At 43.9% G+C, this 25,957-nt stretch carries 26 protein-coding genes; 16 read left to right on the plus strand and 10 right to left on the minus strand.

Annotation, left to right across the window (positions count from 1 at the left end; genetic code table 11):
* The first annotated feature begins 80 nt into the window (after positions 1–80).
* The 3 genes from GJB62_RS16930 (at position 81) to GJB62_RS16940 (ending at position 3,772) form a co-directional block, all read left to right on the plus strand.
* Positions 81–1,139: a caspase family protein gene (locus GJB62_RS16930; RefSeq protein ID WP_245245950.1), complete on the plus strand. Its 1,059-nt coding sequence runs from the start codon at positions 81–83 to the stop codon at positions 1,137–1,139.
* 16 nt (positions 1,140–1,155) lie between these two features.
* A complete protein-coding gene (locus tag GJB62_RS16935) occupies positions 1,156–1,476 on the plus strand; it encodes a hypothetical protein (RefSeq protein WP_114081272.1) in 321 nt (106 codons plus the stop codon).
* 82 nt (positions 1,477–1,558) lie between these two features.
* Positions 1,559–3,772, plus strand: coding sequence for a tetratricopeptide repeat protein (locus GJB62_RS16940; protein WP_114081271.1), 2,214 nt, complete (start codon positions 1,559–1,561; stop codon positions 3,770–3,772).
* A gap of 136 nt (positions 3,773–3,908) precedes the next feature.
* Here the strand turns inward: GJB62_RS16940 and GJB62_RS37065 are convergent, their stop codons facing one another.
* Both GJB62_RS37065 and GJB62_RS37070 read right to left on the minus strand, forming a co-directional pair.
* A complete protein-coding gene (locus GJB62_RS37065) occupies positions 3,909–4,637 on the minus strand; it encodes a transposase (RefSeq protein ID WP_209271445.1) in 729 nt (242 codons plus the stop codon).
* Positions 4,634–5,122 carry a hypothetical protein gene (locus tag GJB62_RS37070; protein WP_209271446.1) on the minus strand — a complete coding sequence of 163 codons (489 nt, stop codon included), beginning with the start codon at positions 5,120–5,122 and terminating at the stop codon, positions 4,634–4,636. The genes GJB62_RS37065 and GJB62_RS37070 overlap by 4 nt, the downstream gene beginning before the upstream one ends.
* Positions 5,123–5,275: 153 nt before the next feature.
* On the opposite strand from GJB62_RS37070, the gene GJB62_RS16950 reads away from it, so the two are divergent.
* Positions 5,276–6,112 (plus strand): SWIM zinc finger family protein, encoded by an 837-nt coding sequence (locus GJB62_RS16950; protein WP_114081124.1) that lies wholly within the window; start codon positions 5,276–5,278, stop codon positions 6,110–6,112.
* 20 nt (positions 6,113–6,132) lie between these two features.
* Here the strand turns inward: GJB62_RS16950 and GJB62_RS16955 are convergent, their stop codons facing one another.
* From GJB62_RS16955 to psbD, 4 genes are all read right to left on the minus strand, one after another.
* Positions 6,133–6,777 carry a Uma2 family endonuclease gene (locus tag GJB62_RS16955; protein ID WP_114081125.1) on the minus strand — a complete coding sequence of 215 codons (645 nt, stop codon included), beginning with the start codon at positions 6,775–6,777 and terminating at the stop codon, positions 6,133–6,135.
* Between the two features lie 21 nt (positions 6,778–6,798).
* Positions 6,799–6,984, minus strand: coding sequence for a PCP reductase family protein (locus tag GJB62_RS16960; RefSeq protein ID WP_114081126.1), 186 nt, complete (start codon positions 6,982–6,984; stop codon positions 6,799–6,801).
* A gap of 130 nt (positions 6,985–7,114) precedes the next feature.
* Positions 7,115–8,506 carry a photosystem II reaction center protein CP43 gene (psbC, locus tag GJB62_RS16965; RefSeq protein WP_114081127.1) on the minus strand — a complete coding sequence of 464 codons (1,392 nt, stop codon included), beginning with the start codon at positions 8,504–8,506 and terminating at the stop codon, positions 7,115–7,117.
* Positions 8,490–9,545: a photosystem II D2 protein (photosystem q(a) protein) gene (gene psbD, locus GJB62_RS16970; protein ID WP_012409998.1), complete on the minus strand. Its 1,056-nt coding sequence runs from the start codon at positions 9,543–9,545 to the stop codon at positions 8,490–8,492. Before psbD ends, psbC begins: the two co-directional genes overlap by 17 nt.
* Before the next feature lie 678 nt (positions 9,546–10,223).
* Between psbD and GJB62_RS16975 the strand changes: the two genes are divergently transcribed.
* The 4 genes from GJB62_RS16975 to GJB62_RS16990 all read left to right on the plus strand — a co-directional run bounded on the left by GJB62_RS16975 (position 10,224) and on the right by GJB62_RS16990 (position 14,349).
* Positions 10,224–10,793, plus strand: a complete 570-nt coding sequence (locus GJB62_RS16975) for a photosystem I assembly protein Ycf4 (RefSeq protein WP_114081711.1) — start codon at positions 10,224–10,226, stop codon at positions 10,791–10,793.
* Between the two features lie 128 nt (positions 10,794–10,921).
* Positions 10,922–11,707, plus strand: a complete 786-nt coding sequence (locus tag GJB62_RS16980; protein ID WP_114081712.1) for a peptidylprolyl isomerase — start codon at positions 10,922–10,924, stop codon at positions 11,705–11,707.
* A 65-nt stretch (positions 11,708–11,772) separates the two neighbouring features.
* Positions 11,773–12,921: a beta-ketoacyl-ACP synthase gene (locus GJB62_RS16985; RefSeq protein ID WP_114081713.1), complete on the plus strand. Its 1,149-nt coding sequence runs from the start codon at positions 11,773–11,775 to the stop codon at positions 12,919–12,921.
* A gap of 138 nt (positions 12,922–13,059) precedes the next feature.
* Entirely contained in the window at positions 13,060–14,349 is a 1,290-nt protein-coding gene (locus tag GJB62_RS16990) for a Glu/Leu/Phe/Val dehydrogenase (RefSeq protein WP_114081714.1), read from the plus strand.
* A 170-nt stretch (positions 14,350–14,519) separates the two neighbouring features.
* Here GJB62_RS16990 and GJB62_RS16995 read toward each other — a convergent pair whose 3' ends face one another.
* Entirely contained in the window at positions 14,520–15,638 is a 1,119-nt protein-coding gene (locus GJB62_RS16995) for a Gfo/Idh/MocA family oxidoreductase (protein ID WP_114081715.1), read from the minus strand.
* A 98-nt stretch (positions 15,639–15,736) separates the two neighbouring features.
* A complete protein-coding gene (locus GJB62_RS17000) occupies positions 15,737–16,225 on the minus strand; it encodes a hemerythrin domain-containing protein (RefSeq protein ID WP_114081716.1) in 489 nt (162 codons plus the stop codon).
* Between the two features lie 177 nt (positions 16,226–16,402).
* On the opposite strand from GJB62_RS17000, the gene GJB62_RS17005 reads away from it, so the two are divergent.
* The 7 genes from GJB62_RS17005 (at position 16,403) to minE (ending at position 22,109) form a co-directional block, all read left to right on the plus strand.
* Positions 16,403–16,570 (plus strand): hypothetical protein, encoded by a 168-nt coding sequence (locus GJB62_RS17005; protein WP_159402526.1) that lies wholly within the window; start codon positions 16,403–16,405, stop codon positions 16,568–16,570.
* A 62-nt stretch (positions 16,571–16,632) separates the two neighbouring features.
* Positions 16,633–17,148, plus strand: coding sequence for a DUF29 domain-containing protein (locus tag GJB62_RS17010; protein WP_114081717.1), 516 nt, complete (start codon positions 16,633–16,635; stop codon positions 17,146–17,148).
* 40 nt (positions 17,149–17,188) lie between these two features.
* Positions 17,189–17,851 (plus strand): hypothetical protein, encoded by a 663-nt coding sequence (locus GJB62_RS17015; RefSeq protein ID WP_114081718.1) that lies wholly within the window; start codon positions 17,189–17,191, stop codon positions 17,849–17,851.
* Between the two features lie 176 nt (positions 17,852–18,027).
* A complete protein-coding gene (locus tag GJB62_RS17020; protein ID WP_114081719.1) occupies positions 18,028–19,350 on the plus strand; it encodes a four-carbon acid sugar kinase family protein in 1,323 nt (440 codons plus the stop codon).
* Between the two features lie 251 nt (positions 19,351–19,601).
* Positions 19,602–20,690 carry a septum site-determining protein MinC gene (minC, locus tag GJB62_RS17025; protein ID WP_114081720.1) on the plus strand — a complete coding sequence of 363 codons (1,089 nt, stop codon included), beginning with the start codon at positions 19,602–19,604 and terminating at the stop codon, positions 20,688–20,690.
* Between the two features lie 285 nt (positions 20,691–20,975).
* Complete coding sequence (gene minD / locus GJB62_RS17030) at positions 20,976–21,782, plus strand: septum site-determining protein MinD (RefSeq protein ID WP_012410009.1); 807 nt, start codon at positions 20,976–20,978, stop codon at positions 21,780–21,782.
* Between the two features lie 36 nt (positions 21,783–21,818).
* Complete coding sequence (gene minE / locus GJB62_RS17035) at positions 21,819–22,109, plus strand: cell division topological specificity factor MinE (protein WP_012410010.1); 291 nt, start codon at positions 21,819–21,821, stop codon at positions 22,107–22,109.
* Positions 22,110–22,306: 197 nt separating this feature from the next.
* On the opposite strand, the gene GJB62_RS17040 is transcribed toward minE, so the two are convergent.
* Complete coding sequence (locus GJB62_RS17040; protein WP_114081721.1) at positions 22,307–23,629, minus strand: hypothetical protein; 1,323 nt, start codon at positions 23,627–23,629, stop codon at positions 22,307–22,309.
* 861 nt (positions 23,630–24,490) lie between these two features.
* Here GJB62_RS17040 and fmt point away from each other — a divergent pair.
* Positions 24,491–25,492: a methionyl-tRNA formyltransferase gene (gene fmt, locus GJB62_RS17045; RefSeq protein ID WP_114081722.1), complete on the plus strand. Its 1,002-nt coding sequence runs from the start codon at positions 24,491–24,493 to the stop codon at positions 25,490–25,492.
* Positions 25,493–25,542: 50 nt separating this feature from the next.
* Here fmt and GJB62_RS17050 read toward each other — a convergent pair whose 3' ends face one another.
* A complete protein-coding gene (locus GJB62_RS17050) occupies positions 25,543–25,908 on the minus strand; it encodes a DUF6464 family protein (protein WP_114081723.1) in 366 nt (121 codons plus the stop codon).
* Between the last annotated feature and the right edge of the window lie 49 nt (positions 25,909–25,957).

Raw genomic sequence — 25,957 nt, forward strand, 5'->3', positions numbered from 1 at the left:
GTCCTTAATTTGAGCGCTTTAGCGCTCACTACAAACCTCGCAAAATTAATGGGACAGACCACTAGATTAAATATGCGATATTGAAAAATATCACACCTTCTTCTTTACTCTGTGCCATCATGTCGAATCACTTTGCCCACGGTTATGCGTTGTTAATTGGGGTTGGCACAACAGCCGAATCCCGATATTCATTGCCTGTCACAGTTAAAGATGTGCAAGCCCTGAAAACAGTGCTAACCGATCCAAACTTGTGTGCCTATGTGGATGATTCCGAACATATTCGCTTATTGCAGAATGAACAGACAACGCGCAGCGCAATTTTGGATGGATTAACGTGGTTAAAGGAAAAGGTTGCTGATAAAGATGCAACAATTGTAGTTTTTTACTCTGGTCATGGGTGCTTTGATTTATCAAGTCAATCTTATTATTTGCTGCAACATGACTTCAATTCCACAGATATTGCTAACACCGCCCTATCTGCCCAAGAATTTACTCAAGCTTTGCGGCAGATTCAAGCAAAGCGGTTGTGGGTGGTAATTGATAGTTGTCATGCAGAGGGTATGGCTACTTCTAAAGGCGAACTACCTGCTGATTTTATCGCTACGGCATTGCCCAAGGGCGTAGTCGATGCCTTGAAGCAGGGCGAAGGACGGGCGGTGTTTACGTCCTCCAGAGGCAATCAGGTTTCTTGGATACGTCCTGATCAAACCATGAGTCTCTATACTTATCATCTAATTGAGGCATTGCGGGGAGCAGCTAATCAACCAGGGGATTCCAAAGTTATGCTCTCAAATCTGATTAATCATTTGGGTAAAACTGTTCCAGAGAGCGCCAGAACCCAACATCAGGCAGAACAGACTCCGTTTTTTGATACGGCGATGGAAGATTTTCCTATTGCTATGCTGCGGGGAGGAAAGGGACTACCAAGCTCAACCACAGTTCCAGATTTGCAAATTATGACTGATCAACAAGTGGTAACACCTGCATTAGCAAGAGCAAAACGAGCCTTAGCAATTTTAGAAGAACAAGCTGCTTCCTTTGGCATTCGTATTCCAGTGGATTTGCAGATTGAATTAGAAGAGAAACGTCGCCAGGTAACTGAATTAGAGTCCCGGCATCAAAGAACAGGATTGGATTAAGCAAATATATCCAACGATGATTTTTCTCATTCCGAGTTCTGAACACGAACTTCCGAGTTCTGAACACGAACCGTCGAGTTCTGAACACGAACCGTCCAGTTCTGAACACGAACCGTCCAGTTCTGAACACCAACTTCCGAGTTCCGAACACCAACTGCCGAGTTCCGAACACCAACTGCCGAGTTCCGAACACCAACTGCCGAGTTCTGAACACAAACCGCCGAGTTCCGAACACCAACCGCCGAGTTTTGGGAGATACTGTGAAAGACTAGAGTTCCCCCACAGGCTTTTGATCCCCCCAACCTCCCTTAAAAAGTGGGGCAAGAGAGTTTCTTAAAGTCCCCCTTTTTAAGGGGGATTTAGGGGGATCTCCATAGTTTGCAGCGTATTAATATTACATTTATTTTTTATATAACCTTATGGATAATCAAGAAGCACTAGAGCGAACTCTCAACCGCGCTCGTCGCGCCCTTCAGATAATAGAGGAGGAAAAAGCTAGTTATGGGATTAGAATTCCGCCGGACTTAGTAATCGAACTAGAAGAAAAACAAAAAGAAGTCACTAGCCTAGAGGCGCGATTAAGCCAGTTACAGGGACAACGCCCGGCAAGCGTGCCCGATAATTTGCCCCGCTATAACGATGTGTTTGTGGGACGCAAACAAGAAATCGCCCGTTGTTTGGAAGCACTTTCACCAGAGGAGCGCGGTTGGGGTGTGACGGTCGATGGTATTGGTGGTATGGGGAAAACGGTGTTAGCGCTAGAGGTAGCACACCTTGCCCGTAAGCAAGCCTTGTTTGATGCCTACCTGTTTGTTTCTGCCAAAACTACCTGGCTCTCGACTGAGGGAGTGCGACAAGAAACCCTCGCCCTGTCTTCTCTCGATAGCTTCTGTCGGGAATTTGCCAAGGGGTTGGGACAAACAGATATTGTGAAAATGACTGATGCCACAGAACGCCGCCGCGCCCTTCTCGATGCCCTGCGGGGACGGCGCACCCTGTTGATTTGGGACAACTTGGAAACTCTGAATGCAGAAGAACGCGATATTATTGCCGAGTTTTTGCGGAAACTGCCCACCCCCAACAAAGCGATAATCACCAGCCGCCGCCGCACTGGGGAAAGCGCCGTCACCATCCGCTTAGATCGTCTCTTAGAGACAGAAGCTTTGGAGTTAATGCAAGCGAAAGGAAGGTCGCACCCCCGTCTAGCCCAGGAATTAAATGCAACGAAGCCAGAGATATTGACTGCTTTATATGAAGGCTCTGGTGGCAATCCCCTAGCGCTAGATTGGACATTGGGACAGGTGGCACACAAAGGTTACTCCATCAGTGATGCCCTAGAGCGGTTGCGTAATGCCGCCAAATCTCCCGATCTCTACGGGTTTCTGTTTGCCGATGCCGCCGAAACTCTCTCTGGAAATGATCGCACAGTGTTGTGTGCCCTGGTTGTATTCCTGACACCAGCAAAAACCACAGCACTGGCAGATGCTACGGATTTAGCCATAACCGAGATCCAAGTTTCTTTAGAACGGCTGGTAACTCTATCTTTGGTGAATGATTTGGATGGAGAACGGTTTGGCCTGCACCCCCTCACTCGCACATATATCCTGGCAGCTGTGGACGGAACGGATACTGTTGGGACTGCACCCCTAAGTGGAATTCAGTTTGACTCTGCCGCCCAACGCAAAGTTCTGCGCTACTGGGTAGACTTTGCCCAGAAGTACGGGGGTGAGGGCAAAGATGCCTATCAGACCCATGACAAGCTGGAAGCCGAGTGGCAGAATCTAGAAGGCGTGGCGGCAAACTTGTGGGAGGTGGCAGGTATCCCCGGTACGCTGAAAGACCAACAAGCTGCCCAAATGCTCATCGATTTGGAACACGCTTTGTCTAGCTTCCTCCGGTTTCGAGGCTACTGGGATGAGTGGGTACGCTTGGCTGAGTGGCGATATCTGGCAGGAAAGGCACTGAGTCAGTGGAGCGATGCTGGTTGGGGTGCATATCATGTTGCCTGGATTCACTATCAACGTGCGGACAAAGATCGAACAGCAAGTTCGGGAGATCAAATGAAGGAGATGATGGAACGGGGCGGCAACCTTCGGGACAAGGCTTTTGCAACCCGTATGCAAGGAGTGATTGCAGAGCAACGCCAGGACTGGGCGGAAGCGGAGCAGTTGTACCAGGAGGCATTAGCAATTTACCGAAAGTTGGGGAATGAGAAGAGAGAGGCAATCGCTCTCAACAATTTGGGAGGATTTGCACGCTCGCAGGGAGACTACGATGGCGCCGAATTTTACTACAAGCAAGCATTGACGATCACTAAAAAGCTGGGTTTTAAAGAACAAGAAGCTTCTCATTCTGCTGGTTTAGGACATCTCGCCCTTAACCGCAACCGCCCTACAGAAGCCCGTACCTGGTACGAGCGTCAGTTAACCCTGGCGCAGGAAATAGGACAGCAAAGTTTGGTCGCTGATGCTCAAGAGGGGTTAGCACAAGTTTTGAAGGAGGAGGGGCGCTATACAGAGGCACTACCCTTAGCACTGACTGCGCTGGAAATCCGAGAGCGCTTGCGCGATAAGAACTTGGATTTTTCGCGCCAATTGGTTGAGTGGTTGCGGCGTAAGACGGGGATAGAATAATTCGTCATTCGTAATTAGTAATTAATTCAAGGTTTTACGTCTCTGTATAATCCCAGACTTCCAGTCTGTAGGCGTATATTTGCAAAACTGATATGCTCCCAACCATAATGGGACTTGCAATAAAATAAGATACCAATCAAACTGGGACAATCGTGATATCCCATTTGGGTAATGTTTCAGAACGTTGCCAGAAAGGTTGATATTGTTCTAACTCTTGTGAAAGAACCTTAATTCCTTTTTCATAGGTGGTTTCAACCAGATGTACAATGGGTGCAATACCTTTCCAAGTCATATTAGAAGCCCAATGTAGTGCGGTTTCAACAGAATCTAAAATCGCGCCATTCCAATAGTTTTCTAAAGTAGCCCAACACCGTTCTATCGGATTGTACTTGCTATGGTAGGGAGGATAGTAAATCAGTCGGATTCTTAAATTAATCGCATCAGACAGTTCAACCATGCGTTTGATAAATTGTGTGCGGTCACTGCGAGTCGCCGCACCGCCATCGAGATCAATCACCCATTCATCAAGCTCAAGGTAATTGTGTTGATTCTCATGCCACCAAGCGGTTAAACAATCGACAATAAAATCACTAGTTTCAGCCGACTGACCGAAGTAAATTGATAGCTGCTGGCTGTGTGTGTTGAGAATACCAAATGGAACTAAGACTTCTTGCCACTGTGTATCGTGGTCATCAGCGGCTTTTGCCTCCAGTGTCCGGGCTTTACCACCTCTAGAAAGGTTCCCAATCTTCACTTTGGCTTTAGTATCAATAGACACTCTCAACGATTTGTGATTCTCATCTGATGCCTGATTCTCCCGGAACACATTCTCAAATATGGCATCTGTTTGGGGAATCTTTTTCAAGGGCTTGGTTTTTTGTGTTTTTTTAGGCGATACCCCAAGCCATTAAGAATCGTCCCTAGGGTTTGGCGAGACGGTAATTCGCTCTGGTCGTATCCCTTTTCACCTAACAATGCCTCTCTTACTGCTCTGGCACTAATGCGCGCATACAGAAAAGTTGATTGAAATTTTGGGTCGGTTTGAGCTTTAGCATCTACCAATGAACGAATATCCGATTCTAAATTGGGCAGAATCTCAATACTCTTGTGTCTTCCTCTTGCCTGATAGTTATCTACACAGACTATCCCCGTCCGCCGTTCATCCAAGCCAAGTTGTACACTCTGGCGATTCCACCCCAACACTGTTTCTGCTTTGCGGGCTGAACTATCGAAGTAATCTTCGGTGACTTTTGCCATGAAGTCTCTTTTGCGACTGCCAGTTAGTTTTTTGGCTGCATCTTTAAAGGTAGATTTGATGGTGTCAGTCAGCATGACTTGAGGGATTTTCATTCTAGAGATTTAGTGGGGGTTAGTAGATCCGCGCTTCCTAAATATTCTAGAATGGCTGGTACTTTATTTTTTCGCAAGTCCCTAAACGCTATAGTCTGAGGTAACTGTCACAAAACTAGATAAACCCATTTATTCTATAATTTTAAATTTATTATGACTAATTACACATTACAAGCAAGTCGGGAATGGTGGTCACAACAATGGCTAGATTTGCTAGATTCCTATCGCTTTAAAAAGCGTTTAGAACGTGCGAGAAATTATGCTCGTCAAGGAAATGTTCTCAGCATTGAATTTAAAGGTGCGAAAGTATTGGCTAGAGTGCAAGGTAGTGAAGTAGAACCTTATAAAGTTTCCCTTTCCCTTGAACCCTTTACCGATGAACAATGGGGTTATGTCATTGAAACCATGTCCCAAAAAGCAATTTTTGCTGCCAAGCTACTAGCAGGAGAAATGCCACAAAATATAGAAGAAGTCTTCACGGCAAATGGTCTTTCGATATTTCCATTTACCCTTGGTGATGTCCAGAGTAAATGCTCTTGTCCTGATAAAGCAAATCCCTGTAAACATATTGGTGCGATATACTATCAGTTAGGCGATCGATTCAGTGAAGACCCCTTTGTACTATTTCAGTTGCGCGGACGCACCAAAGAGCAAATTATCAGTGATTTACGCGAATTACGTAGTGCTAAGATTCAACCAAATACCACAGAAACGCCCGATATTCAAGAATCAATTTCTAATAACAAATACTCGGTAAAAATTGATTCTTTCTGGCAATATAATGAGCCACTAGAGTCATCCTTGGTAGTGATTGCACCATCCACGAGCGAGATGGTATTAGATGTATTAGGAGCAATCCCACTAGCGAAGGAAGAGGAAAATGCAGTAAATTCAACTTCCAGTGATGTGGTAATGAAGTATTTAAATACAGTTTACAGAGATGTGAGCCAGAAGGCTTTTTTAGCAGCAATGAATGTGGGAGGAAGTTGATATTAATTCATAATTCGTAATTATGAATTAGGTTGATTGGGTAGTTCAATCTTCACCCATTCCCGCACTGCCTGACGAATTGCCCGTCTGCCATTTGCCCGATTTTGCTCAATCAGTTTTGGCAGATCCCGAATTGCTAAACTAGGAAACACTAAACTGTTCTCTGACTCGACATATTCCCCATTTTGCAGGAGATAAATCTTGAGTTCACCGGAGTCATAACACCAGAGTTCTGGTACTCCCAGGCGGGCATAAATGGGAAACCGATTTAGAGACTTACTGGTAACATCAATTTCCAGTGCCAAATCAGGCGGTGGGTCTTGTTTCAAGTCCAGATCCAATCTACCCCGAACCGTAGCTTCATTCTGGAAATAGAAGCAGTTATCTGACTCTACCCCTGCCATTCGACTTTCTCGCTTCCAGGTAGTCGAACCATAACTTTCATAGTCTAAATCCAGCACATCAGCGATTTCTTTGACCAAATCGCCAATTACCTCTTTATAGTGTTCGTGTTCAGGTAAAGGTGTCATAATTTCCAAAGTGGTGCGATCGTAAGCTAACCTTGCTGCCCGATGCTCTCCCAAGTCTTTTAGAAGATTTTCAAACTGTTGCCAACTAATGTCGTAAAGTATTACTCGGTCTGCTCGATTTTTGGCGACTGTCATTGTTACGACCTCCAGAATGTTTTATTGTCCAAACTCAAGCCTAGCCTGTTCTACCAAATCAGCTGTCACAACCTCTTGACCTGCTTCACGAGCTAGCTGTTCAATTCTTGCTTTAGCTTGAGAGCGGACAAAAAAGGGAATATTTTGTAACTTTTCTTTAGCTTCTGATGTCCATCGCAAAGTCTCAATAAAATTAGAGTCGCTCATAGTATTAATTACCTTGGTAAGTTCCTCAATTTAATCAGCAGATTACTAATTTTCCTATAAAAAAAGCCCTTGCTTTTACGCAAGAGCTTTTAAATTATTTAGTTGTCAGTGATGAAATAAACTTTACAACCTAATCTAGGTCGTCCATGAACATCACTGGCTCAGTATCACGGTTAATTCCTTTCTCAAAACCACCAGCCGCAGCCCGTGCGCGACCAGCGTGCCACAAGTGACCAACTAGGAAGAAGAATCCTAGTACGAAGTGAGAAGTCGCCAACCAAGCGCGAGGAGATACGTAGTTGAAGGAGTTAATTTCAGTAGCCACACCACCCACGGAGTTCAAAGAACCCAGAGGAGCGTGGGTCATGTATTCAGCAGCGCGACGAGCTTGCCAAGGCTGAATATCGTTCTTGATTTTTTCCAAGTCAAGACCATTGGGGCCACGTAGAGGCTCCAACCAAGGGCCACGGAAATCCCAGAAGCGCATGGTTTCACCACCGAAGATGATTTCACCAGTTGGAGAGCGCATCAGGTATTTACCTAGACCTGTGGGGCCTTGGGCAGAACCGACGTTAGCACCCAAGCGTTGGTCACGAATCAAGAAGGTCAAAGCCTGAGCTTGAGAAGCTTCTGGACCAGTAGGGCCAAAGAATTCGCTGGGATAAACGGTGTTGTTGAACCAAACAAAGATGGATGCAATAAAGCCCATCAGTGAAAGAGCGCCCAAGCTGTAGGAAAGGTAAGCCTCACCAGACCAGATGGATGCACGACGTGACCAAGCAAAAGGCTTGGTAAGAATGTGGAAAACGCCGCCAGCAATACAGATAAAGGCAATCCAAATGTGACCGCCGACCACATCTTCTAAGTTATCAACGCTGACAATCCAGCCTTCGCCACCGAAGGGAGACTTGATTACATAACCGAAGATAACTGCTGGGTTCAATGTTGGATTGGTAATAACACGAACGTCACCACCGCCTGGTGCCCAAGTGTCATACAAACCACCGAAGAACATTGCTTTTAAAACCAACAGCAACGCACCGCATCCCAAAATAATCAGGTGGAATCCGATGATGTTGGTCATCTTGTTCTTGTCTTTCCAGTCGTAACCAAAGAAAGAAGAGTATTCTTCTAAGGTTTCTGGACCACGAACGGCGTGATAGATACCGCCAAAGCCAAGGACGGCTGAGGAAATTAGGTGGAGTACACCGACAACAAAGTAGGGGAAGGTGTCGATAACTTCACCACCAGCACCAACGCCCCAACCCTGGGTAGCGAGGTGAGGTAACAGGATCAAGCCCTGTTCGTACATGGGTTTTTCAGGAACGAAGTGAGCGACTTCAAATAAAGTCATCGCTCCTGCCCAGAATACAATCAAGCCAGCATGGGCAACGTGAGCGCCCAGGAGTTTGCCAGATAGATTGATTAAACGCGCATTACCAGACCACCAGGCAAAGCCAGTAGATTCTTGGTCGCGTCCAGTGCCGCCTAATATATTTGGTCTATTAGAGAGCGTTACCACGTGGTAATACCTCCTCAGGGAATACAAATTGTTCGTGGGGTTGATCTTGAGGAGCCATCCAAGCGCGGATACCCTCGTTCAGCAAAATGTTTTTGGTATAGAAGGTTTCAAACTCAGGGTCTTCCGCCGCCCGTAATTCTTGGGAGACGAAATCATAAGCTCGCAGGTTGAGTGCTAAACCGACGATGCCGACGGCACTCATCCACAAACCTGTGACTGGCACGAACAACATAAAGAAGTGCAACCAGCGTTTGTTTGAGAAAGCAATCCCGAAAATCTGTGACCAGAAACGGTTTGCTGTCACCATTGAATAGGTTTCTTCAGACTGGGTTGGATTGAAGGCGCGGAAGGTGTTAGCACCATCACCGTCTTCAAACAAGGTATTTTCGACTGTGGCTCCGTGAATGGCACACAATAATGCACCACCCAATACACCAGCAACACCCATCATGTGGAAGGGGTTGAGTGTCCAGTTGTGGAAGCCTTGCAGGAATAGCAGGAACCGGAAAATTGCCGCTACGCCAAAGCTGGGAGCAAAGAACCAGCTTGATTGTCCCAAGGGGTACATCAGGAATACGCTGACGAATACTGCAATGGGAGCTGAGAAGGCGAGGGCGTTATAAGGACGGATTCCTACTAGACGCGCAATTTCAAATTGCCGTAACATGAAGCCAATCAAACCAAAGGCTCCGTGTAGGGCAACGAATGGCCACAAGCCACCCAGTTGGAACCAACGGGTGAGGTCGCCTTGGGCTTCTGGGCCCCACAACAGCAATAGGGAATGTCCCATGCTGTCGGCTGGGGTGGATACTGCCACTGTTAGGAAGTTAGCACCTTCTAGGTAGGAGGAGGCTAATCCGTGGGTATACCAAGAGGTGACGAAGGTGGTGCCGGTCAGCCAACCGCCTAGTGCTAGGAAGGCGCAGGGGAACAATAGTATCCCTGACCAACCTACGAATACGAAGCGATCGCGCTTGAGCCAGTCGTCTAGAACGTCAAACCACCCTCTACTGGGCGCACGTCCAACTGCGATGGTCATCGGACTAAAATCCTCTTTTTTTACTAAAATTGCAACGTTTCTAAGGCAATACGGAGAGCCAATGTAACCGGCTGCCGTGAGGAATTAACGTTTTTTTTGACAATCTCAATAGCTTAAAAGCGACTGAGATTCTGAGAAGTTGCTGACCTGTGAAATCAGCATTTCTCTTTCTTTATGCCATTACACGTACCATCGGCTAGTAATCTAGCTTGTGGTAACTTAATGATTCTTAACTTATCACACTACTCAGGGTTTTTGCCTGACACACAGAAGCAAATCAGGCATGAAACACGAACCTTATAAATAATATGAATATCAGAAATTTTACAATTTGACACAACTTTTCTCAGAAATGTAAGAAAATTTAGTCTAGATGGACGTAGGTAGGTAACTCATTCCCAAGAGGTCAAAAAGACGCAGGGGCAGGAAAGAGAGAATTTTTATCGGCCAATGAGTAAAAAAATTGTAACCGTGCCCTCACAAATAGATTATATGGGTCGCAGGAGGCAGGAGAGCAGCTGAGTTTTTGTCAACAATGTTTGGTAAAATAATCAAGCAGCAGACCCTCTAAAGTGTTCTTTAGTTGAATGACTAGCCTTCAATTTAGTCAAGTTCTGTCTAGTAGCATTCAGTGTACGAGTATTTCACAGCGAGTATCTCACAGGCAATTGTAGTTCAATGACGACATCAACAACGATTAACAAAGGCGATCGCCTCCTGCATCAAAATGTTCTCGGTTCTCGTCGGTTCAGTAACTACTGGTGGGCAACTATTGTTACCTTGGGAGCAAGCGGCTTTTTACTGGCTGGGATATCCAGCTACTTAAAAGTTAATTTACTCATAGTTTCCGATCCAACTCAACTAGTATTTGTCCCCCAAGGATTGGTGATGGGGTTATATGGTGCTGCTGGCTTGCTATTAGCCACATACTTATGGCTAGTGATTTTATTGGATGTGGGTGGTGGCTACAACGAATTTAATCAGGAAACTGGCACAATCAAAATCTTTCGTTGGGGTTTTCCCGGCAAAAATCGCCGAATTGAGATTGATAGCCGCATAGAAGATGTGCAATCTGTGCGAATAGCTGTCAAAGAAGGTCTTAATCCCCTTCGCGCCCTCTATCTACGCATTAAGGGGCGGCGAGATATTCCCTTAACACGAGTTGGACAACCCTTATCTTTAACAGAGTTAGAAACAGAAGGTGCGAAGTTAGCCCGCTTTTTGGGAGTATCGTTAGAAGGACTTTAAGAGATTAGGGTAGAGGGTAAAGGTTACAGGGTACAGATTATTCCCTATCACCTGTTAGCTGTCACCTCTCCTCTAATCCCAATTCCCCTGAAAAGGATAAGATACTGTGGTTAAATCAGTAACTTGCAATGCGGTTAAAAATTTCACAATTTTTGCTTTCTTTTGTGCTTATCAGTGCTGTGATGCTTGGAGGATGTTCAACACAGCAGGTAGCTTCTAATACCTCTTCTCCAACCTCGACAGCTACCTCGACTACCCAGACGACTACTGAAGCAACATCTGTATCTCAAACTAGTAGTGAGAGTATTCCTGGAATCGCAGGTTTACCACGTCTTGAAGGTAAGGCGACTGTGGTAATGACGGTTAAAGGTTCGCCCATTACTATCGAAGTAGACGGCACTAATGCCCCCATTACAGCTGGTAACTTCGTAGATTTAGTTCAAAAGGGCGTTTACGATGGTTTAGCTTTCCATCGAGTTGTACGCGAACCCCAACCGTTTGTAGTTCAAGGGGGCGATCCCCAAAGCAAAGACCCGAAAGTTCCAGCAGATCAGCTGGGAACCGGTAGCTATATTGACCCAAAAACGGGAAATGCTCGCTATATACCTTTAGAAGTTAAACCGAAAGGTTCGGATACTCCGCTTTATAACAAACCATTTGATGCTACTGCTCAACCCGTCGTATTGCCCCATAAACAGGGTGCAGTAGCGATGGCGCGATCGCAAGCACCAGATTCGGCTTCTGCTCAGTTTTACTTTGCTTTGGCGGATCTAGCCTTCTTGGATGGTAACTACGCCGTGTTTGGCAATGTCACTCAAGGCTTGGATGTAGTGAACAAAATTCAGCAAGGCGATCGCATTGATTCTGCTAAAGTCACCCAAGGGGCTGAAAATCTGAAAATAACAGGGCAGTAGGAGGAAGAGAGCAGGGGGAGAATAACTACTAACTCCTAACTTTTAACTCCTAACTCCTAAATTTAGTGAAAGTTCTTGTCACTGGTATTGGCCTAGTTTCCGCCTTGGGTGGAAGTTTAGAGGATAGTTGGAAAAATCTGATAGCAGGTAAATCTGGAATTAGGTTACATCAGCCATTTCCAGAAATAAAACCACTTCCTCTAGGTTTGATTGCTCAACAACCATCTGAGTTGACAATGTTAACTCAAATGGTTGTTACTTCTGCTTTGCGAGATGCTGGGTTAGTTCCACCTTTAGCTGATTGTGCTGTCGTCATTGGATCGAGTCGCTCTTATCAAGCATCTTGGGAGATGTTGGCGCGGCAAATGTATAAAGATGCGGAAAATTCATCCGTTTCAGATTTTGGAAATTGGTTAGAGATATTACCTCATATCAATGCGATCGCAGCTGCAAGACAAATCGGTGCAACAGGTATGGTTTTGGCACCGATGGCAGCTTGTGCAACTGGAATTTGGTCTATCGCCCAAGCAGCTTTGCTTATCCAAACTGGGCAATGCCAACAGGCGATCGCAGGTGCAGTGGAAGCACCGATTACACCCCTAACTTTAGCTGGATTTCAGCAGATGGGTGCTTTGGCAAAAACTGGGGCTTATCCCTTTGATTTGCAGCGAGAAGGCTTAGTTTTGGGCGAAGGCGCAGCCGTGTTTGTCTTAGAGTCCGCAGAGTTGGCAAAACAGCGACAAGCAAGAGTGTATGGTGAAATTCTCGGTTTCGGCTTAACTAACGACGCATATCATAGTAATTCACCGGAACCAGAAGGGAAAAGTGCGATCGCAGCTATCAAACAATGTCTAGAACGTAGTTGTCTATCACCAAGCGATATTGATTACATTCATGCTCATGGCACAGCAACTCAGCTAAATGACCAGATGGAGAGTATGGTAATCCAGCGCTTGTTTCCCCAAGGCGTGGCAGTTAGTTCTACCAAGGGAAGCACGGGTCATACATTAGGAGCATCAGGAGCATTAGGCGTAGCTTTTTCTCTCATGGCATTAAAGCATCAAATATTACCGCCTTGTGTAGGATTGCAGCAGCCAGAATTTGATTTAGAAATCGTTACAGCAACACGTCTAAGTAAAGTTAGGCAGGTCTTATGTTTGAGTTTTGGCTTTGGTGGACAGAATGTAGCGATCGCGTTAGCTAAGTCCCCATAGTACTTTGTACCTACAGCACAATATAAAATAAAAAACTGTAACAAAAACTACAAAATTCCTATTTTTCTCAAAAAAAGGATAAGCTAGTTACAGAATGATATCCGGTTCGTAAAGATACCGTGATTAGGAGAAAATTTTATGATTTCAAAATCACTACTACCGCTAGAACCTGCTTCTCCAGCGCATATATGCCCATTTGACCAAGCCTGTAGTTACTTAGAAGCGGCAGCTAAAGAATTAAATTTAAATCAAGGTTTGCTGGAAATTCTCAGCCACCCGCGTAAGGTTGTCACAGTTTCCATTCCCGTGAAACTAGATGACGGGGAAATACAGGTTCTCGCTGGACACCGGGTACAGCACTGCGATGTCTTAGGTCCCTACAAAGGTGGAATTCGTTATCATCCGGCTGTGACATTGCGCGAAGTATCGGCTTTGGCAATGCTGATGACCTGGAAATGTGCATTGTTGGGTATTCCTTATGGTGGTGGTAAGGGTGGCATTGCCATAGATCCAAAACGCTACAGTGTTGGCGAATTAGAGCGAATCAGCCGCCGTTATATCAGCGAGTTAATTAAAGATATTGGGCCTTCTGTAGATATTCCTGCGCCAGATATGGGGACTTCAGCCCGTGAGATGGCTTGGATGATGGATACTTACTCTGTGAATGTCGGTAATGCTGTACCAGGGGTTGTGACTGGGAAACCGCTTTCCATTGGTGGTTCATTGGGACGCGAAATGGCAACCGGACGTGGCGTGATGATTACTGTGCGTGAGGCGCTGGCAGATCAAGGTAAATCCTTGGCAGGAGTGCGAGTAGCAATTCAGGGTTTTGGTAATGTAGGTGGTGCTGCTGCTGAATTACTATATGAAGCAGGCGCGAAAATTATCGCTGTTTCAACAGGTGCTGGGGGAATATTTTCCGAAGTTGGTCTTGATATTCCCGCGTTGAAAATCTACGCTGCTGAAAACCGCAAGAGTATTGTAGGTTTCCCGCAATCTATACCAATTAGCAATGCAGATTTATTAGCTTTACCCTGCGATGTCTTAATACCAGCAGCTTTAGAAAACCAGATTACAGAGGAAAATGTGAATCAGGTGCAAGCGCAAATTGTCGCAGAAGCAGCTAATGGGCCACTTACTCTTGAGGCTAGCTTGTCTCTAGAGGAACGGGGTGTGATAGTACTACCAGACATCTTAGCGAATGCCGGCGGTGTGGTAGTTAGCTATTTGGAGTGGGTACAGGGTCTTTCTTACGTATTTTGGGATGAGGAGCGAGTTAACCGCGAAATGGAGCATTTGATGGTGCAAGCCTACCGCAAGGTGATTCAGCAGTCTAATAAGCGGCAAATTTCTTTAAGATTAGCAGCTTACACTTTAGGGGTGGGTAGAGTTTCCCAGGCCCTAAGTGACAGAGGTCTTTATCCTTAATATTTAGGAAGATACAACATTTTGAATTGAATAGACCAGATGTGTAGGGGTGCAAGATTATATTGTGCCCCTACAATTACATGGCGATCGCTGCAATCTTCGATTCAAGATACACATTTAGGAGCATACAGCTAGCTTTACACTCCTAACTGTGTATCTGTTATTACTTACTACTCACCAGAAGGGGAAGCAGCATGAATTAAATCTGGCTTCTTCTCAGCAGGAGGAAGTTCAATAGCTTGAGTCGATGTGGGACGTTGATGGCGAGCGCGAGTTTGGATCTGCACAGGTTTACCCATCTCAATTGACTGATAAAGTGCTTGAATGATCGAAACATCAATCAACCCTTCTGTCCCAGATGGCTCAGGGTCTTTATCTTGGAGAATACAATCAGAGAAGTAGGTAAATTCAGCTGCTAGTTGGTCATGATCCTCAAAGGTACGCTCTTGAGTTTCACCATTAATTGTCAAATAATGCTTGATTTCTCCCTGCCAAGGATAGGCAGGTTCTACTCGTAAATCTCCTTTAGTACCTACAACCTGATAGGTTGAAACATTTGCCCCTCCAAAACTACAGGTAAATGTTGCCAATCGCTCGTTGGAAAAACGCAAAGTAACACTAGCCATTTCTTCCACTTCGCTGAAACGTTGTTCTCCGTTACTGGCAGCTACAGCAAATACTTCAATTGGTTCATCTTGAAATAGATAACGTACAGCATTAATGCAGTAAATGCCGATATCATAGAGCGTGCCACCACCAGTTACATTTCGTAAACGAATATTGCCTTCTTCTACTTGTTGACTAAAAACCGAGTTGAAAATACGTGGTTCACCAATTTGCTTCGAGCGGAGAATTTCGACTGCTCGTAAATTGGCTTCTTCTAAATGTAAGCGATAGGCAATCATCAGCTTGACATTATTATCATTGGCAGCTTTAATCATTGCCTCACACTCTTCTTCTGTCACTGCCATTGGCTTTTCACACAATACATGAATTGCCTGATTAGCAGCCCGCACAGTGTAGTCACAATGCAAGTGATTAGGTAATGCAATATAAACTGCATCAACCTCACCGCTTGTGAGACAGTCTTCATACTCCTCGTAAGAGTAAGTATGCTTAATGCCATACTTCTTGCTCAGTTTTTCGCTTTTAATGGGGTCATCTGAAACCAGTGCCACTAATTCTGAGTTTTTGGCGTGGATAAAGGAAGGTAAGGCGGCTTCTTGAGCAAACCAACCTAAACCAACAACAGCATAACGAATTTTGCGCTTACCATTTGTAGCAGTCATTTTTCTCCTCTCTGATAAAGGAATATTTTGCTTAATGCACCAATTACCTTTGAATTAGGACTAACTGTTTATACAAATACTGAGAAGAAATTAGGTTCCTATATTGCTAATGCAGCTTCTACATTTGACACCAACTTAGCTTTGGTTTCCTGAAACTTCTGTCCCAATTCAGTTAGCTCTTTATCACTCATACATTCGCGCACAGCATTAAAAATTTCGCTTTCTTCTTCTTCTGCATGATGCTCAAATGTTTCCTTCAATTCGCTCATTTTTTCTTTAAACTCAGGATCGGTAGGTTTAAGCGCCTTAATCTCTTCTAAAATAACTGCAACTTCTTCATGCTCTTCTTCAGCTTCTTCAACATATTGTTCAGTTTCTTCGTATTCTCGCAAAGCTGGGTAGAAAACTAATTCTTCAGCTCTTGCATGTAATATCAACGCTACATAGATTTGATTGAATTGTTCAACTAATTTTGCACCCTTAGCTTTTTCTACTTCTTCAAAAAGCTTCTCAACTTGACGATGCTCTGCTTCAATTAATGCCAAAATGTCTGTTGCTTTTCCTTTATTGGCTTTAGTCTTAGGCATTTTCTTTTCCCTTCGTAATTATCAATTTTTAGGGCTGAGAATTTGGAGGTTGATGAATGGGATCTTGTATATTCTCAATAAATTGATAAATTAAAACCTCATTCTTTCAGTAAGCTTTAGTTTAGACTTAAGGAATATTTCCGCTATTGCACCGTAACTGGAATTCATAACCTCAGCATGATGGATACTGAGTATGTAGCGTTAGCAGCCCAAGAATACGGCTCAATCGTCAACCATACGACCTGTGAACGTCCCAAAGGTGGCTATGGCAGTAAGATGATGAGTGCGATGCGGGTGAATGGGAAATGTCAGCTTTGCCTAATGGACAAGTGCAAGTCACACTGAGTTGGCGTTTACCCTCAGTCGATCTGGCTAAATTAAAAAAATAGTAGGAGTTCGGCTAGTCTATGGTAAAACCAATAATCCAATCAGCAACTCAAACCTTATACGACGAAGATTATTATCTGTGGCTGAGGACAACTATAAATCAACTTCGCACTGGACAGTTTTCTTCTGTTGATTTGGAGAATTTGTTAGAAGAGTTAGAAAGTATTGGTAGAAGGGAGAAGCGAACAATTGAAAGCTTATTAATTAAGCTTCTTCAACATCTACTAAAACTCAAGTGTTGGGATGAAGAACGAGAACGTAATCAAGGACATTGGAAAGGAGAAATCAGGACTTTTCGTAGAGAAATTAAAAAAGCTCTGAAAGATAGTCCTAGTATGAAACCTTACATTTTAGAAATATTTGATGAATGTTATCAAGATGCAAGAACAGAAGCAAGCGATGCCTACGGCGGTAAACTACGCTCTCAACTTACCATTGACATATTTCCTGCTGTACCCATTGGCTCTTTAGAACAAATCTTAGATGAAAACTGGTTTCCTGAATATAACCACAATCATTACGGTAAACCCGATTAAAATGAATACGCAACTTGGGTTTCCATAGGAGTATGCAGCCGTGCAGCCGGACTTAATAGGCTTGGAAATTAGTAAGGGGGAACTAAGACGTTTGACTGGATTCGATCCAGAAGACGTTTTTCGACCTTCTGTTCTGCGAGATGGCAAAAAGCGATTAGGGTTTTTTATCAATGAAATGTTGGTGACGCTGGCGCTAACGCCCATAATTGTGGGTTTTGTTTATGCGTTTATTATTCTGCCAACTATTGGTTCTTCGATTCGACTAGGAATTCTTTTACTAATTTTAGTGCCAATGCCGATATTAGTGGGGCGATGGCTATGGCGACAATTGACCTGTCCTGAAGGACTGACAATACTTTTAGACGAAGTTGATAAATATCATGACCTGGTTGTTGCCATCGATATTAATGACCAATTGGCAGCATCAGGAAACGTAGAAAGCAGCATCCATGACCGAGATAAAGTCACCGCCGCCTTACAACTAATTAGAGAAGATTTAGTCCGCGCTCTGAAAACGGAACGAATTTTGCGAGATAATAAAAAATTGCTTGCTAATAACCAAGAGTTATTTGTGAATAATTTAGCCAGTCTGCAAGCTTTACAAGTTAGTAGTCAAGCAGGCGAATATGCTCAACTGCTAAATCAATCATTGCAAATTGCGATCGATGTGCAAGCAGAAATCAGAAAATTGCACAAAGGCTAAGTGGATGTTTGTCAACCTTGGGCGACTAGAAGTCGCGGCTACACAGACAAAACCTGCCTCCGCAGGTTATACAACCATTGATTTTGCATTAGTCTACGGAGGTGGACTTTGCTTGTGTAGTAGCGACTTCTAGTCGCCCAATACTTTCCCACAAAACAATCGCCCCGTTGACCTAAATGAGCAACAAACCAAAAATAATTGTCCTAGATGATGACCCTACAGGTTCTCAAACAGTCCACAGCTGCTTGCTGCTAATGCACTGGGATGTGGACACTTTACGCAGTGGGTTACAGGACAATTCGCCGATTTTCTTTATACTGACTAACACTAGATCGCTAACGCCAGAGTCAGCTACATCTGTCACCAAAGAAGTTTGCCAAAATCTGAAAATTGCTTTAAGTGCTGAGGGAATTGACGATTTTTTGATTGTCAGCCGTTCTGATTCTACTTTGCGCGGGCATTATCCTATCGAAACTGATGCGATCGCACAAGAACTCGGCCCTTTTGATGCTCATTTTCTTGTTCCAGCCTTTTTTGAAGGTGGACGCATCACCCGCGACAGCGTGCATTACTTGATGATTGGCGGTGTCCCCACTCCAGTCCATGAAACCGAATTTGCCCGTGATTCAGTCTTCAGCTACCATCACAGTTACTTACCCAAGTATGTTGAAGAAAAGACTCAAGGACGAATTAGTGCTGAAGCTGTACAAAGGTTTCTCCTCGCTGATATTCGCGCTGGTAGTTTAGAACGCTTGTTACAACTGAGTGGTAATCAATGCGCTGTCGTCGATGGTGAAACTCAAGATGATCTCAACCGCTTTGCAGTAGATATATTAGCAACAGCAAGTCAAGGGAAACGCTTTCTGTTTCGTAGTGGCGCAAGTATTTTAACGGCTTTAGCCGCTTTACCACCCCAACCCATTGCAGCCGAAAACATGGCGCAATACGTGCGCCAAGGCAAACCAGGTGCTGTAATTGTTGGTTCCCATGTGAAAAAGACCACTCAGCAGTTAGAGGCGCTATTGCAAATAGAGGGAACAGTGGGAATTGAAGTAAATGTCGCGCGATTACTTGATGATGCAAATCAATCTGCGGTTCTGCTAACTGAAATCAAAGAAAGTACACAGGCGGCACACGAAGCGGGTAAAACACCAGTAGTTTATACTAGCCGTCAGGAACTGAGCTTTAAAGATGTCAACACCCGATTGGAGTTTGGGACAAAAGTTTCAAGTTTATTGATGGATATTGTGCGGGGTTTACCATCCGATATAGGATTCTTAATCAGCAAGGGTGGCATTACCTCAAACGATGTCTTGAGTACTGGACTAACCTTAACTTCAGCCCGCTTACTCGGTCAAATTTTAGCTGGTTGTTCAATGGTGTTAACCCCATCCGATCATCCCCAGTTTCCTAATTTGCCTGTGGTGCTGTTTCCAGGTAACGTTGGTGATGCTGATGCCTTGGGGACAGTTTATCAGAGGTTGACTAAACAATCTTGAGTGTTGCGTGAAGATGATGATAATTCCAAACTACTCCCTTTCTGCTAGAAGATAATTTTTTACGTAGATGCGGCTAAGGGAGTACCCACAGGGTATCGCAATGAACGCAAAGTGAAGATAAAAATAATCTTATGGCGGAAAGGGAGTAATCTATGCTCCGAACTTTCTGGTCTGATCATGTTGTTAGATTTTCCAACTGATCTAATATTGGTAATGATTCGGAGTGTCCCTTGTCTTTTGGCTAGTACTGCATGACTTCTGATTCTGCAATTCCCAATCTAAAGTCAAATTCTGCACTTCCTAATGCAGAATTAAACTCTATCCTTTCGGAGGTAGAGGTAAATCCTACTGTTTCTGATGTAGAGTCAGATCCTATCCCCCCTGATGCGGAGTTAAGATCCGTCCTCCTTTATTTAAAATCAAATACTATCCTTGGGGATCTAGAGTCTAATCCTGCTAACCCAGACTTAGAGTCTAATCCTGTTAACTCAGATTTAGAGCCAAATCCTGCTAACCCAGATGTAGAGTCTAAGACTGATGTTGCATCAGATTTTATCTTGACTGATTCAAATCCCAATGAGTCAGCAATATCAGGGTATCGCGTAAATGATAATACTCAAGTCCAGTTAAGAAGTAAGGAGGGACGACTGTTATTAATTTTGCCCCCGGAATCTCAAGTATCTGCCTCAGAACTCAGCTGGTCTGATATTTGGCAACAAATCAGGCAACGTTTGAATGCAGGCGATCGCTTCCGAATAGCAAATACACCTGTACATCTAATGGCACAAGACCGCTTAGTAGATGCCAGGCAACTCCAAGAACTCGCCGAGGCTTTAACTGAAGTCCAACTGCGGCTAATTTCTGTCTCAACGAGTCGCCGACAAACTGCGATCGCAGCCGTCACATCTGGGTATTCTGTAGAACAATTGCAGCCAGTAACTTCCCTGAATACAGGGTCAGAAGCTACAGCTACACCCCAGGCAGATGCCCTTTATTTAGAAACAACAGTCCGCTCTGGAGTAGAAATTCGTCATCCTGGTACAGTAATTATCTTGGGAGATGTAAACCCAGGTGGTATTGTAATTGCAGATGGAGATATTATCATCTGGGGTCGTCTACGTGGAATTGCTCATGCTGGGGCCGGAGGCAATCGTGAGTGTCTGATAATGGCTTTGCAAATGGAACCTACCCAATTGCGGATCGCAGATGCTGTAGCTAGGGCACCAGAAAAATTACCGACGCAATTTTCTCCAGAAGTGGCACATATTATGCCCCAAGGGATTCGCATCGCTAGGGCTAGTGATTTTTCTAGAAACCAATTTACTAAAAGCAATCAGTAGCCCTGAATATTTACTGAAAAGATGAAGAATATGAAGGATGAAATATAGCGGTTTTCATGTAGATGGAATACACTACTCTAATGCCTTTCCCCTAGCAAAGTGTATTTAACACGACTGAGCAAAGACGCGGATCGGCTTGTCATAAGACATCGCAATAAAAAAATATTCATCCTCGCCCTAATCAGGGAGACCAGATATTTCTTCATACTTGATACGATACTTCATACTTTATACTGCAATTTACGGTTTTATATTTCCTGAACCCTCATTGACCGCATTTCTATCATGACTCGCATTATAGTGATTACCTCCGGTAAAGGAGGAGTGGGTAAAACCACAGTTTCAGCAAATCTGGGCATGGCTTTAGCCAAAATGGGTCGTCAAGTTGCCTTGGTTGATGCGGATTTTGGTCTGAGAAATTTGGATTTGCTGCTAGGGCTGGAGAACCGCATCGTCTATACTGCGGTGGAAGTCTTGGCCAGAGAGTGTCGCTTAGAACAAGCCTTGGTGAAAGATAAACGCCAACCCAATCTTGTACTCCTACCGGCAGCCCAAAATCGCTCCAAAGATGCAGTCACACCGGAACAGATGAAGTTACTGGTCAATGCCCTAGCGCAAAAGTATCAGTACGTGATCATTGATAGCCCCGCCGGCATCGAAAATGGGTTTAAAAATGCGATCGGCCCGGCCAAAGAAGCGCTAGTTGTCAGCACGCCAGAAATTTCCTCAGTTCGTGATGCCGACCGGGTAGTGGGGTTACTTGAAGCACAAGGTATCAAGCGTGTTCATTTAATAATTAACCGCATCAGACCCGCAATGGTGCAGGCAAATGATATGATGTCAGTGCAAGATGTTCAGGAACTTCTCGCCATTCCCCTGATCGGGGTAATCCCTGACGACGAGCGTGTTATTGTATCTACCAATCGCGGCGAACCCTTAGTGTTAGCGGAAAATCCTTCTTTAGCCGCCACAGCCTTTGAGAACATTGCTCGTAGATTAGAAGGAGAAAGTGTCGAATTTCTGGAGATCGACTCATCCCAAGACAGCATCTTCGCCCGTCTACGAAGGTTGTTGTGGACAAAGATTGTTTAACTTACTTTTCTAGTCTCCGCGCCAGACCTATTCGTAATGATTGAACTTCTAGAAAAACTTTTTTCTCGCGGCCCTGATAGCAGTCGAACTCAAGTTAAACGTCGGCTGCAATTGGTGATTGCTCACGATCGCGCTGATTTAGATCCTCAAACGTTGGAAAAAATGCGGAAAGAAATCCTAGATGTAGTCTGTCGCTATGTCGAAATTGAGACAGAGGGCTTGGAATTCTCCTTAGAAAGCAACCAACGAACAACAGCTTTAATTGCTAATTTGCCCATCCGCCGGGTGAAAGGAGCCATACCTGAATGGGAAAGGGGTGATAAATAAGTTTTAATAGTTTTAAGTCTTAAATATTTTTATTGCAATTGTAACGAGTTGTCCCAAGCTTTAGATTAAATAAACTCCTATATTGACATATTTGGGTGGGTGTCAATATAGGAGTTTTGAGTATAGAAAGTACCCAATAAAAAATCTCCCGTTGTCCATCGGTGACGATAACGGGAGTAGATAAATTATTTTATAAACTATCGGTAAGCCACTTGTGGCCCTGCCCAAATCTCTGTAACCTTTTTACCAAAAGTAATCGGCTGATCTTCGTCTGTTGTGGGTACAGTCTTGCCATCATTAGCAACTTGCATTAGTGGCCAGTTTTCATCACCCAATTCACCTGCACGGAATAGTACATGATCTGGTTGCTTTTTACTCCAACCTAACAAGACGGCGATTTTCTCATGCTCATCTTGCTCATTAGCAGGAGCAACTATATTAGCGTGATTTTTTTGCCGATCCCAAATCACTGCACTATCAGTAGAATCGCCTGTGTTAAATATCCCTTCAAACTTGCGTGCTAAAAAGCGATCGCCTTTTTCCGACCAGCTAACCGGAACTAATACCCCAATTTGACCGTTTGGATTAGCCTCTTCTGCCGAAGAACCCTTTAGAGCTTTTACTTTTAATAAAGGATCGCTAACAGGAGTAGTTGAAGCCATTACCCACAACTTCTTCGTGTGCATATCTTGGACAAACAGAACGCTAGTAACACGGCTGTTGTACATTTCGGGTTTTACTTCTAGTTGCACGCGACTATAAACAGCATATTTACCATCTGGAGAAACGACGGGTACGCTACGGTAGTGACGAACTCCAGAACCACCGTTAGAACCAATTGCTTCTTGAGTCGCTGTAATCCATTTCCAAGGAATAGGATGAGGACTACCTATGGGATCTATTTGTTCTGCTTGGGACTCATCACGTGGTTCAGAAACGGGTATTTCTGTTGTTGTGGTTGGTTGTGACTCTCTAAGAATTGGCGCTACTTGAGTTGCTGTCAATGATTTAGTAAAAGACTTTTCTCTAGAGAGAGATTTTTCTTGTCCTTTCAAAGACTTGATATTAGCAGCTTTGAGTTTTTGTACTAGATTAAGCTGACTAACAGGAACATCTGTTAATGGTGCAAGTTCAACTGCTGCCAAAGTATCAGGAACAGTTAAATCGTTGTTTAACCCATAACTATCTACTTGAGCAAAAAACTCAATTTTATCTGATGGTAATACTTGCGGTTCCTGGACAGCAGGACTTTGTGTGGGTACAGAGTCAAATTTTTCTGTTAAAGAATAGATTTGATCTGTTTTCGATATTTCAGCTATCTCAGGTTCCCCAACTACAGCTATTTCCTTTGATACAGAGTCAGAATCTCCAGCCTTCGAAGTTAGTTTAGCTACTTCGGATTTTGCAGGGAACGAGTGAGCCGATGCCCCTAGCAAGGGTGCGATCAGTATCACAACGACAACGTAATTGAGAAATGGTTGCGCGCGGAACCATCCTGACAGCAAAAGGGGTTTAAGCATTTGTAGACTCTCTAGAGGGGCGGTTGCTATGTGAGAAGCAATACCTATGCAGCAATGGGGCAGGCAGTAATTATATGTATAACAAGAAACTAAAAACTTTGACGAGATATTTCCTTCAAAGTTTGCTGAGTTTTACAAAAATTAAGTATCATTGTCTACACCTTTTCTTACTCAGGTACTGAATGTTTTTTTGCAAAAGTATGCAAGTATAGTAAATATGCTGAGAACTCAGTAATTACTACACGATCTATAGTCCTGCTGTTGATATACTTGACAATACCAAAAGAGATATTAGTCAAGGCGTATTCAAGTTATAGTTGAGACGATAACGCTGGCAACAAAAAATGATATAACTTAAGCTATTGGGGATCGTACTAGTTGTAGCTAGTACACAATCAACAAGTCAGGTTACACACTAAATATAACAGCGCAACCCCTCATAATGGTAAAGTTGAGGTGTTATGTGAAAAGCTGGGAAAGCAGACGCATAATAAATCATACTCAGAAAATACTGCTGTCAGCAACCCAAATTTATAAATTGCAATCTCAACTACAAAATAGCTAGAAGAAGCAATAGTTTTTTACAAACCCAACTGCCTTTAATGCCAATTCGGGGTAAACGTTCGGGAACACAACAAAACTAACTTGGTAGATGCTCTAGCGGCTCGTGACGAGACACCACTAAACGATGAGGGTTTCCTAAAGGCAATGCAGCTTATACTAGCTGTTACACTTGTCAAGTTAACTATGTAAGTTAATCAAACAGCCTTTTGGTTTCACTCGATACGAAAATATTGTACCACCAAACAGCCGATATTATTTACCATTAACTAATGACTTACGATTAACAAATAATTATTAATGAAAATTGTATTTTTTGGTACACCACAGTTTGCTGTACCCACGTTGGAAAAGTTATTGAATCATTCAAAATTTGACGTGTTGGCAGTTGTCACTCAACCAGATAAACGCCGGGAACGGGGAAATAAACTTACTCCTTCACCTGTCAAGGCGATCGCCACTGCCCACAATTTACCAGTATGGCAACCAGAAAAAGTAAAAAAAGATACTGAAACTTTAACCAAGCTCAAAGAATTAGACGCAGATGTGTTTGTTGTTGTCGCTTATGGGCAGATTTTATCGTCAAAAATCTTAAAGATGCCAAAGTTAGGCTGCATTAATGTGCATGGCTCGATTTTACCTAAATATCGGGGTGCAGCGCCGATTCAATGGTGTTTGTATAATGGTGAGAAGGAAACGGGGATCACAACCATGTTAATGGATGTGGGGATGGATACCGGGCCAATGCTAGAAATAGCCACTACACTCATTGGATTACTGGATAATACTCAAGATTTAGCCGAAAGACTAGCTGCGATCGGTGGGGATTTGTTAGTGGAAACTCTGTTGAAGTTGGAACGCCAGGAAATTCAACCAATACCCCAAGATAATTTGTCAGCTACTTATGCACCTCTGATTCAAAAAGAAGATTATGGTTTGGATTGGTCAAAAAGCGCGATCCAATTACACAATCAAATTAGAGGCTTTTACCCCAACTGCACGGCTACCTTTCGTAATAACTTGTTGAAAATTACCGCTTCGGCTCCCCTTGGTTTTGTAGGCGATCGCATCCCACCAGAACTACAAGAATTAATTTCTAAATTGCCTGATTTGTCAAATGTATCAGACAAACCGGGAGTTGTAGTGAACATTACCAAAGGCATTGGAGCGATCGTCCAAACTGGGGAAGGTTTGTTGCTGTTGCGAGAGGTTCAGCTAGCTGGGAAACGTCCCCAGTCAGGATGGGATTTTGTTAATGGTACCCGCTTAACTGTGGGAGAAGTTTTTGGTGCGGGTAGTTGAGGGAAAATAACTCCTAACTCCTTATACAGACGCGATTAATCGCGTCTCTCTTAGCTCTTAACTTCTAACTTTTCATAAAAGCGGCAAGATTCGCAAGGGCCATCTGGGTTGACTGCACAGCGAATGAGTTCTGAATGAGCATTGTAAGAGCAGGTAGCATCGCCAACTACCCAGCGTCCACCTACCAAACTTTTTTCAGATGGTCGTTTAGCCGACTGCACGTAAATAGCAATATTATGTAAGCGGTAGCGTCCAGCTTTGAGTTGGTATTTATGGCGGCGTTCTAAAACCGCATAAGTTTTACCTTCAAAATCGAGATAATTTCCGGGTTGGGGTGTCCAATCAAGTTGCACTTTACCGAGTGACTCACGCGGGTGCGTCAGAATCACCTCGGTTTGTAAAGAGTCTGGCTCCATAAGCTTATGTGATTTGATTTACATTAAAAGAATGGTATGGCATAGCTTT

This window comes from Nostoc sp. ATCC 53789, from assembly GCF_009873495.1.
In the GTDB taxonomy this organism is placed as follows: Bacteria; Cyanobacteriota; Cyanobacteriia; order Cyanobacteriales; family Nostocaceae; genus Nostoc; species Nostoc muscorum_A.

Bases quoted from the DNA above. Each gene is read 5' to 3' on its own strand.
- GJB62_RS17020 (WP_114081719.1), top strand. From the start codon at position 18,028: ATGAGCAACAAACCAAAAATAATTGTCCTAGATGATGACCCTACAGGT.
- GJB62_RS16950 (WP_114081124.1), top strand. From the start codon at position 5,276: ATGACTAATTACACATTACAAGCAAGTCGGGAATGGTGGTCACAACAA.
- GJB62_RS17050 (WP_114081723.1), bottom strand. From the start codon at position 25,908: ATGGAGCCAGACTCTTTACAAACCGAGGTGATTCTGACGCACCCGCGT.
- GJB62_RS16975 (WP_114081711.1), top strand. From the start codon at position 10,224: ATGACGACATCAACAACGATTAACAAAGGCGATCGCCTCCTGCATCAA.
- GJB62_RS16955 (WP_114081125.1), bottom strand. From the start codon at position 6,777: ATGACAGTCGCCAAAAATCGAGCAGACCGAGTAATACTTTACGACATT.
- GJB62_RS16995 (WP_114081715.1), bottom strand. From the start codon at position 15,638: ATGACTGCTACAAATGGTAAGCGCAAAATTCGTTATGCTGTTGTTGGT.
- GJB62_RS17010 (WP_114081717.1), top strand. From the start codon at position 16,633: ATGGTAAAACCAATAATCCAATCAGCAACTCAAACCTTATACGACGAA.
- minC (WP_114081720.1), top strand. From the start codon at position 19,602: ATGACTTCTGATTCTGCAATTCCCAATCTAAAGTCAAATTCTGCACTT.
- GJB62_RS17040 (WP_114081721.1), bottom strand. From the start codon at position 23,629: ATGCTTAAACCCCTTTTGCTGTCAGGATGGTTCCGCGCGCAACCATTT.
- GJB62_RS16940 (WP_114081271.1), top strand. From the start codon at position 1,559: ATGGATAATCAAGAAGCACTAGAGCGAACTCTCAACCGCGCTCGTCGC.
- GJB62_RS16960 (WP_114081126.1), bottom strand. From the start codon at position 6,984: ATGAGCGACTCTAATTTTATTGAGACTTTGCGATGGACATCAGAAGCT.
- psbD (WP_012409998.1), bottom strand. From the start codon at position 9,545: ATGACCATCGCAGTTGGACGTGCGCCCAGTAGAGGGTGGTTTGACGTT.
- GJB62_RS37070 (WP_209271446.1), bottom strand. From the start codon at position 5,122: ATGAAAATCCCTCAAGTCATGCTGACTGACACCATCAAATCTACCTTT.
- GJB62_RS16935 (WP_114081272.1), top strand. From the start codon at position 1,156: ATGATTTTTCTCATTCCGAGTTCTGAACACGAACTTCCGAGTTCTGAA.
- minE (WP_012410010.1), top strand. From the start codon at position 21,819: ATGATTGAACTTCTAGAAAAACTTTTTTCTCGCGGCCCTGATAGCAGT.
- GJB62_RS17000 (WP_114081716.1), bottom strand. From the start codon at position 16,225: ATGCCTAAGACTAAAGCCAATAAAGGAAAAGCAACAGACATTTTGGCA.
- GJB62_RS16990 (WP_114081714.1), top strand. From the start codon at position 13,060: ATGATTTCAAAATCACTACTACCGCTAGAACCTGCTTCTCCAGCGCAT.
- GJB62_RS16980 (WP_114081712.1), top strand. From the start codon at position 10,922: ATGCGGTTAAAAATTTCACAATTTTTGCTTTCTTTTGTGCTTATCAGT.
- minD (WP_012410009.1), top strand. From the start codon at position 20,976: ATGACTCGCATTATAGTGATTACCTCCGGTAAAGGAGGAGTGGGTAAA.
- fmt (WP_114081722.1), top strand. From the start codon at position 24,491: ATGAAAATTGTATTTTTTGGTACACCACAGTTTGCTGTACCCACGTTG.
- GJB62_RS17005 (WP_159402526.1), top strand. From the start codon at position 16,403: ATGATGGATACTGAGTATGTAGCGTTAGCAGCCCAAGAATACGGCTCA.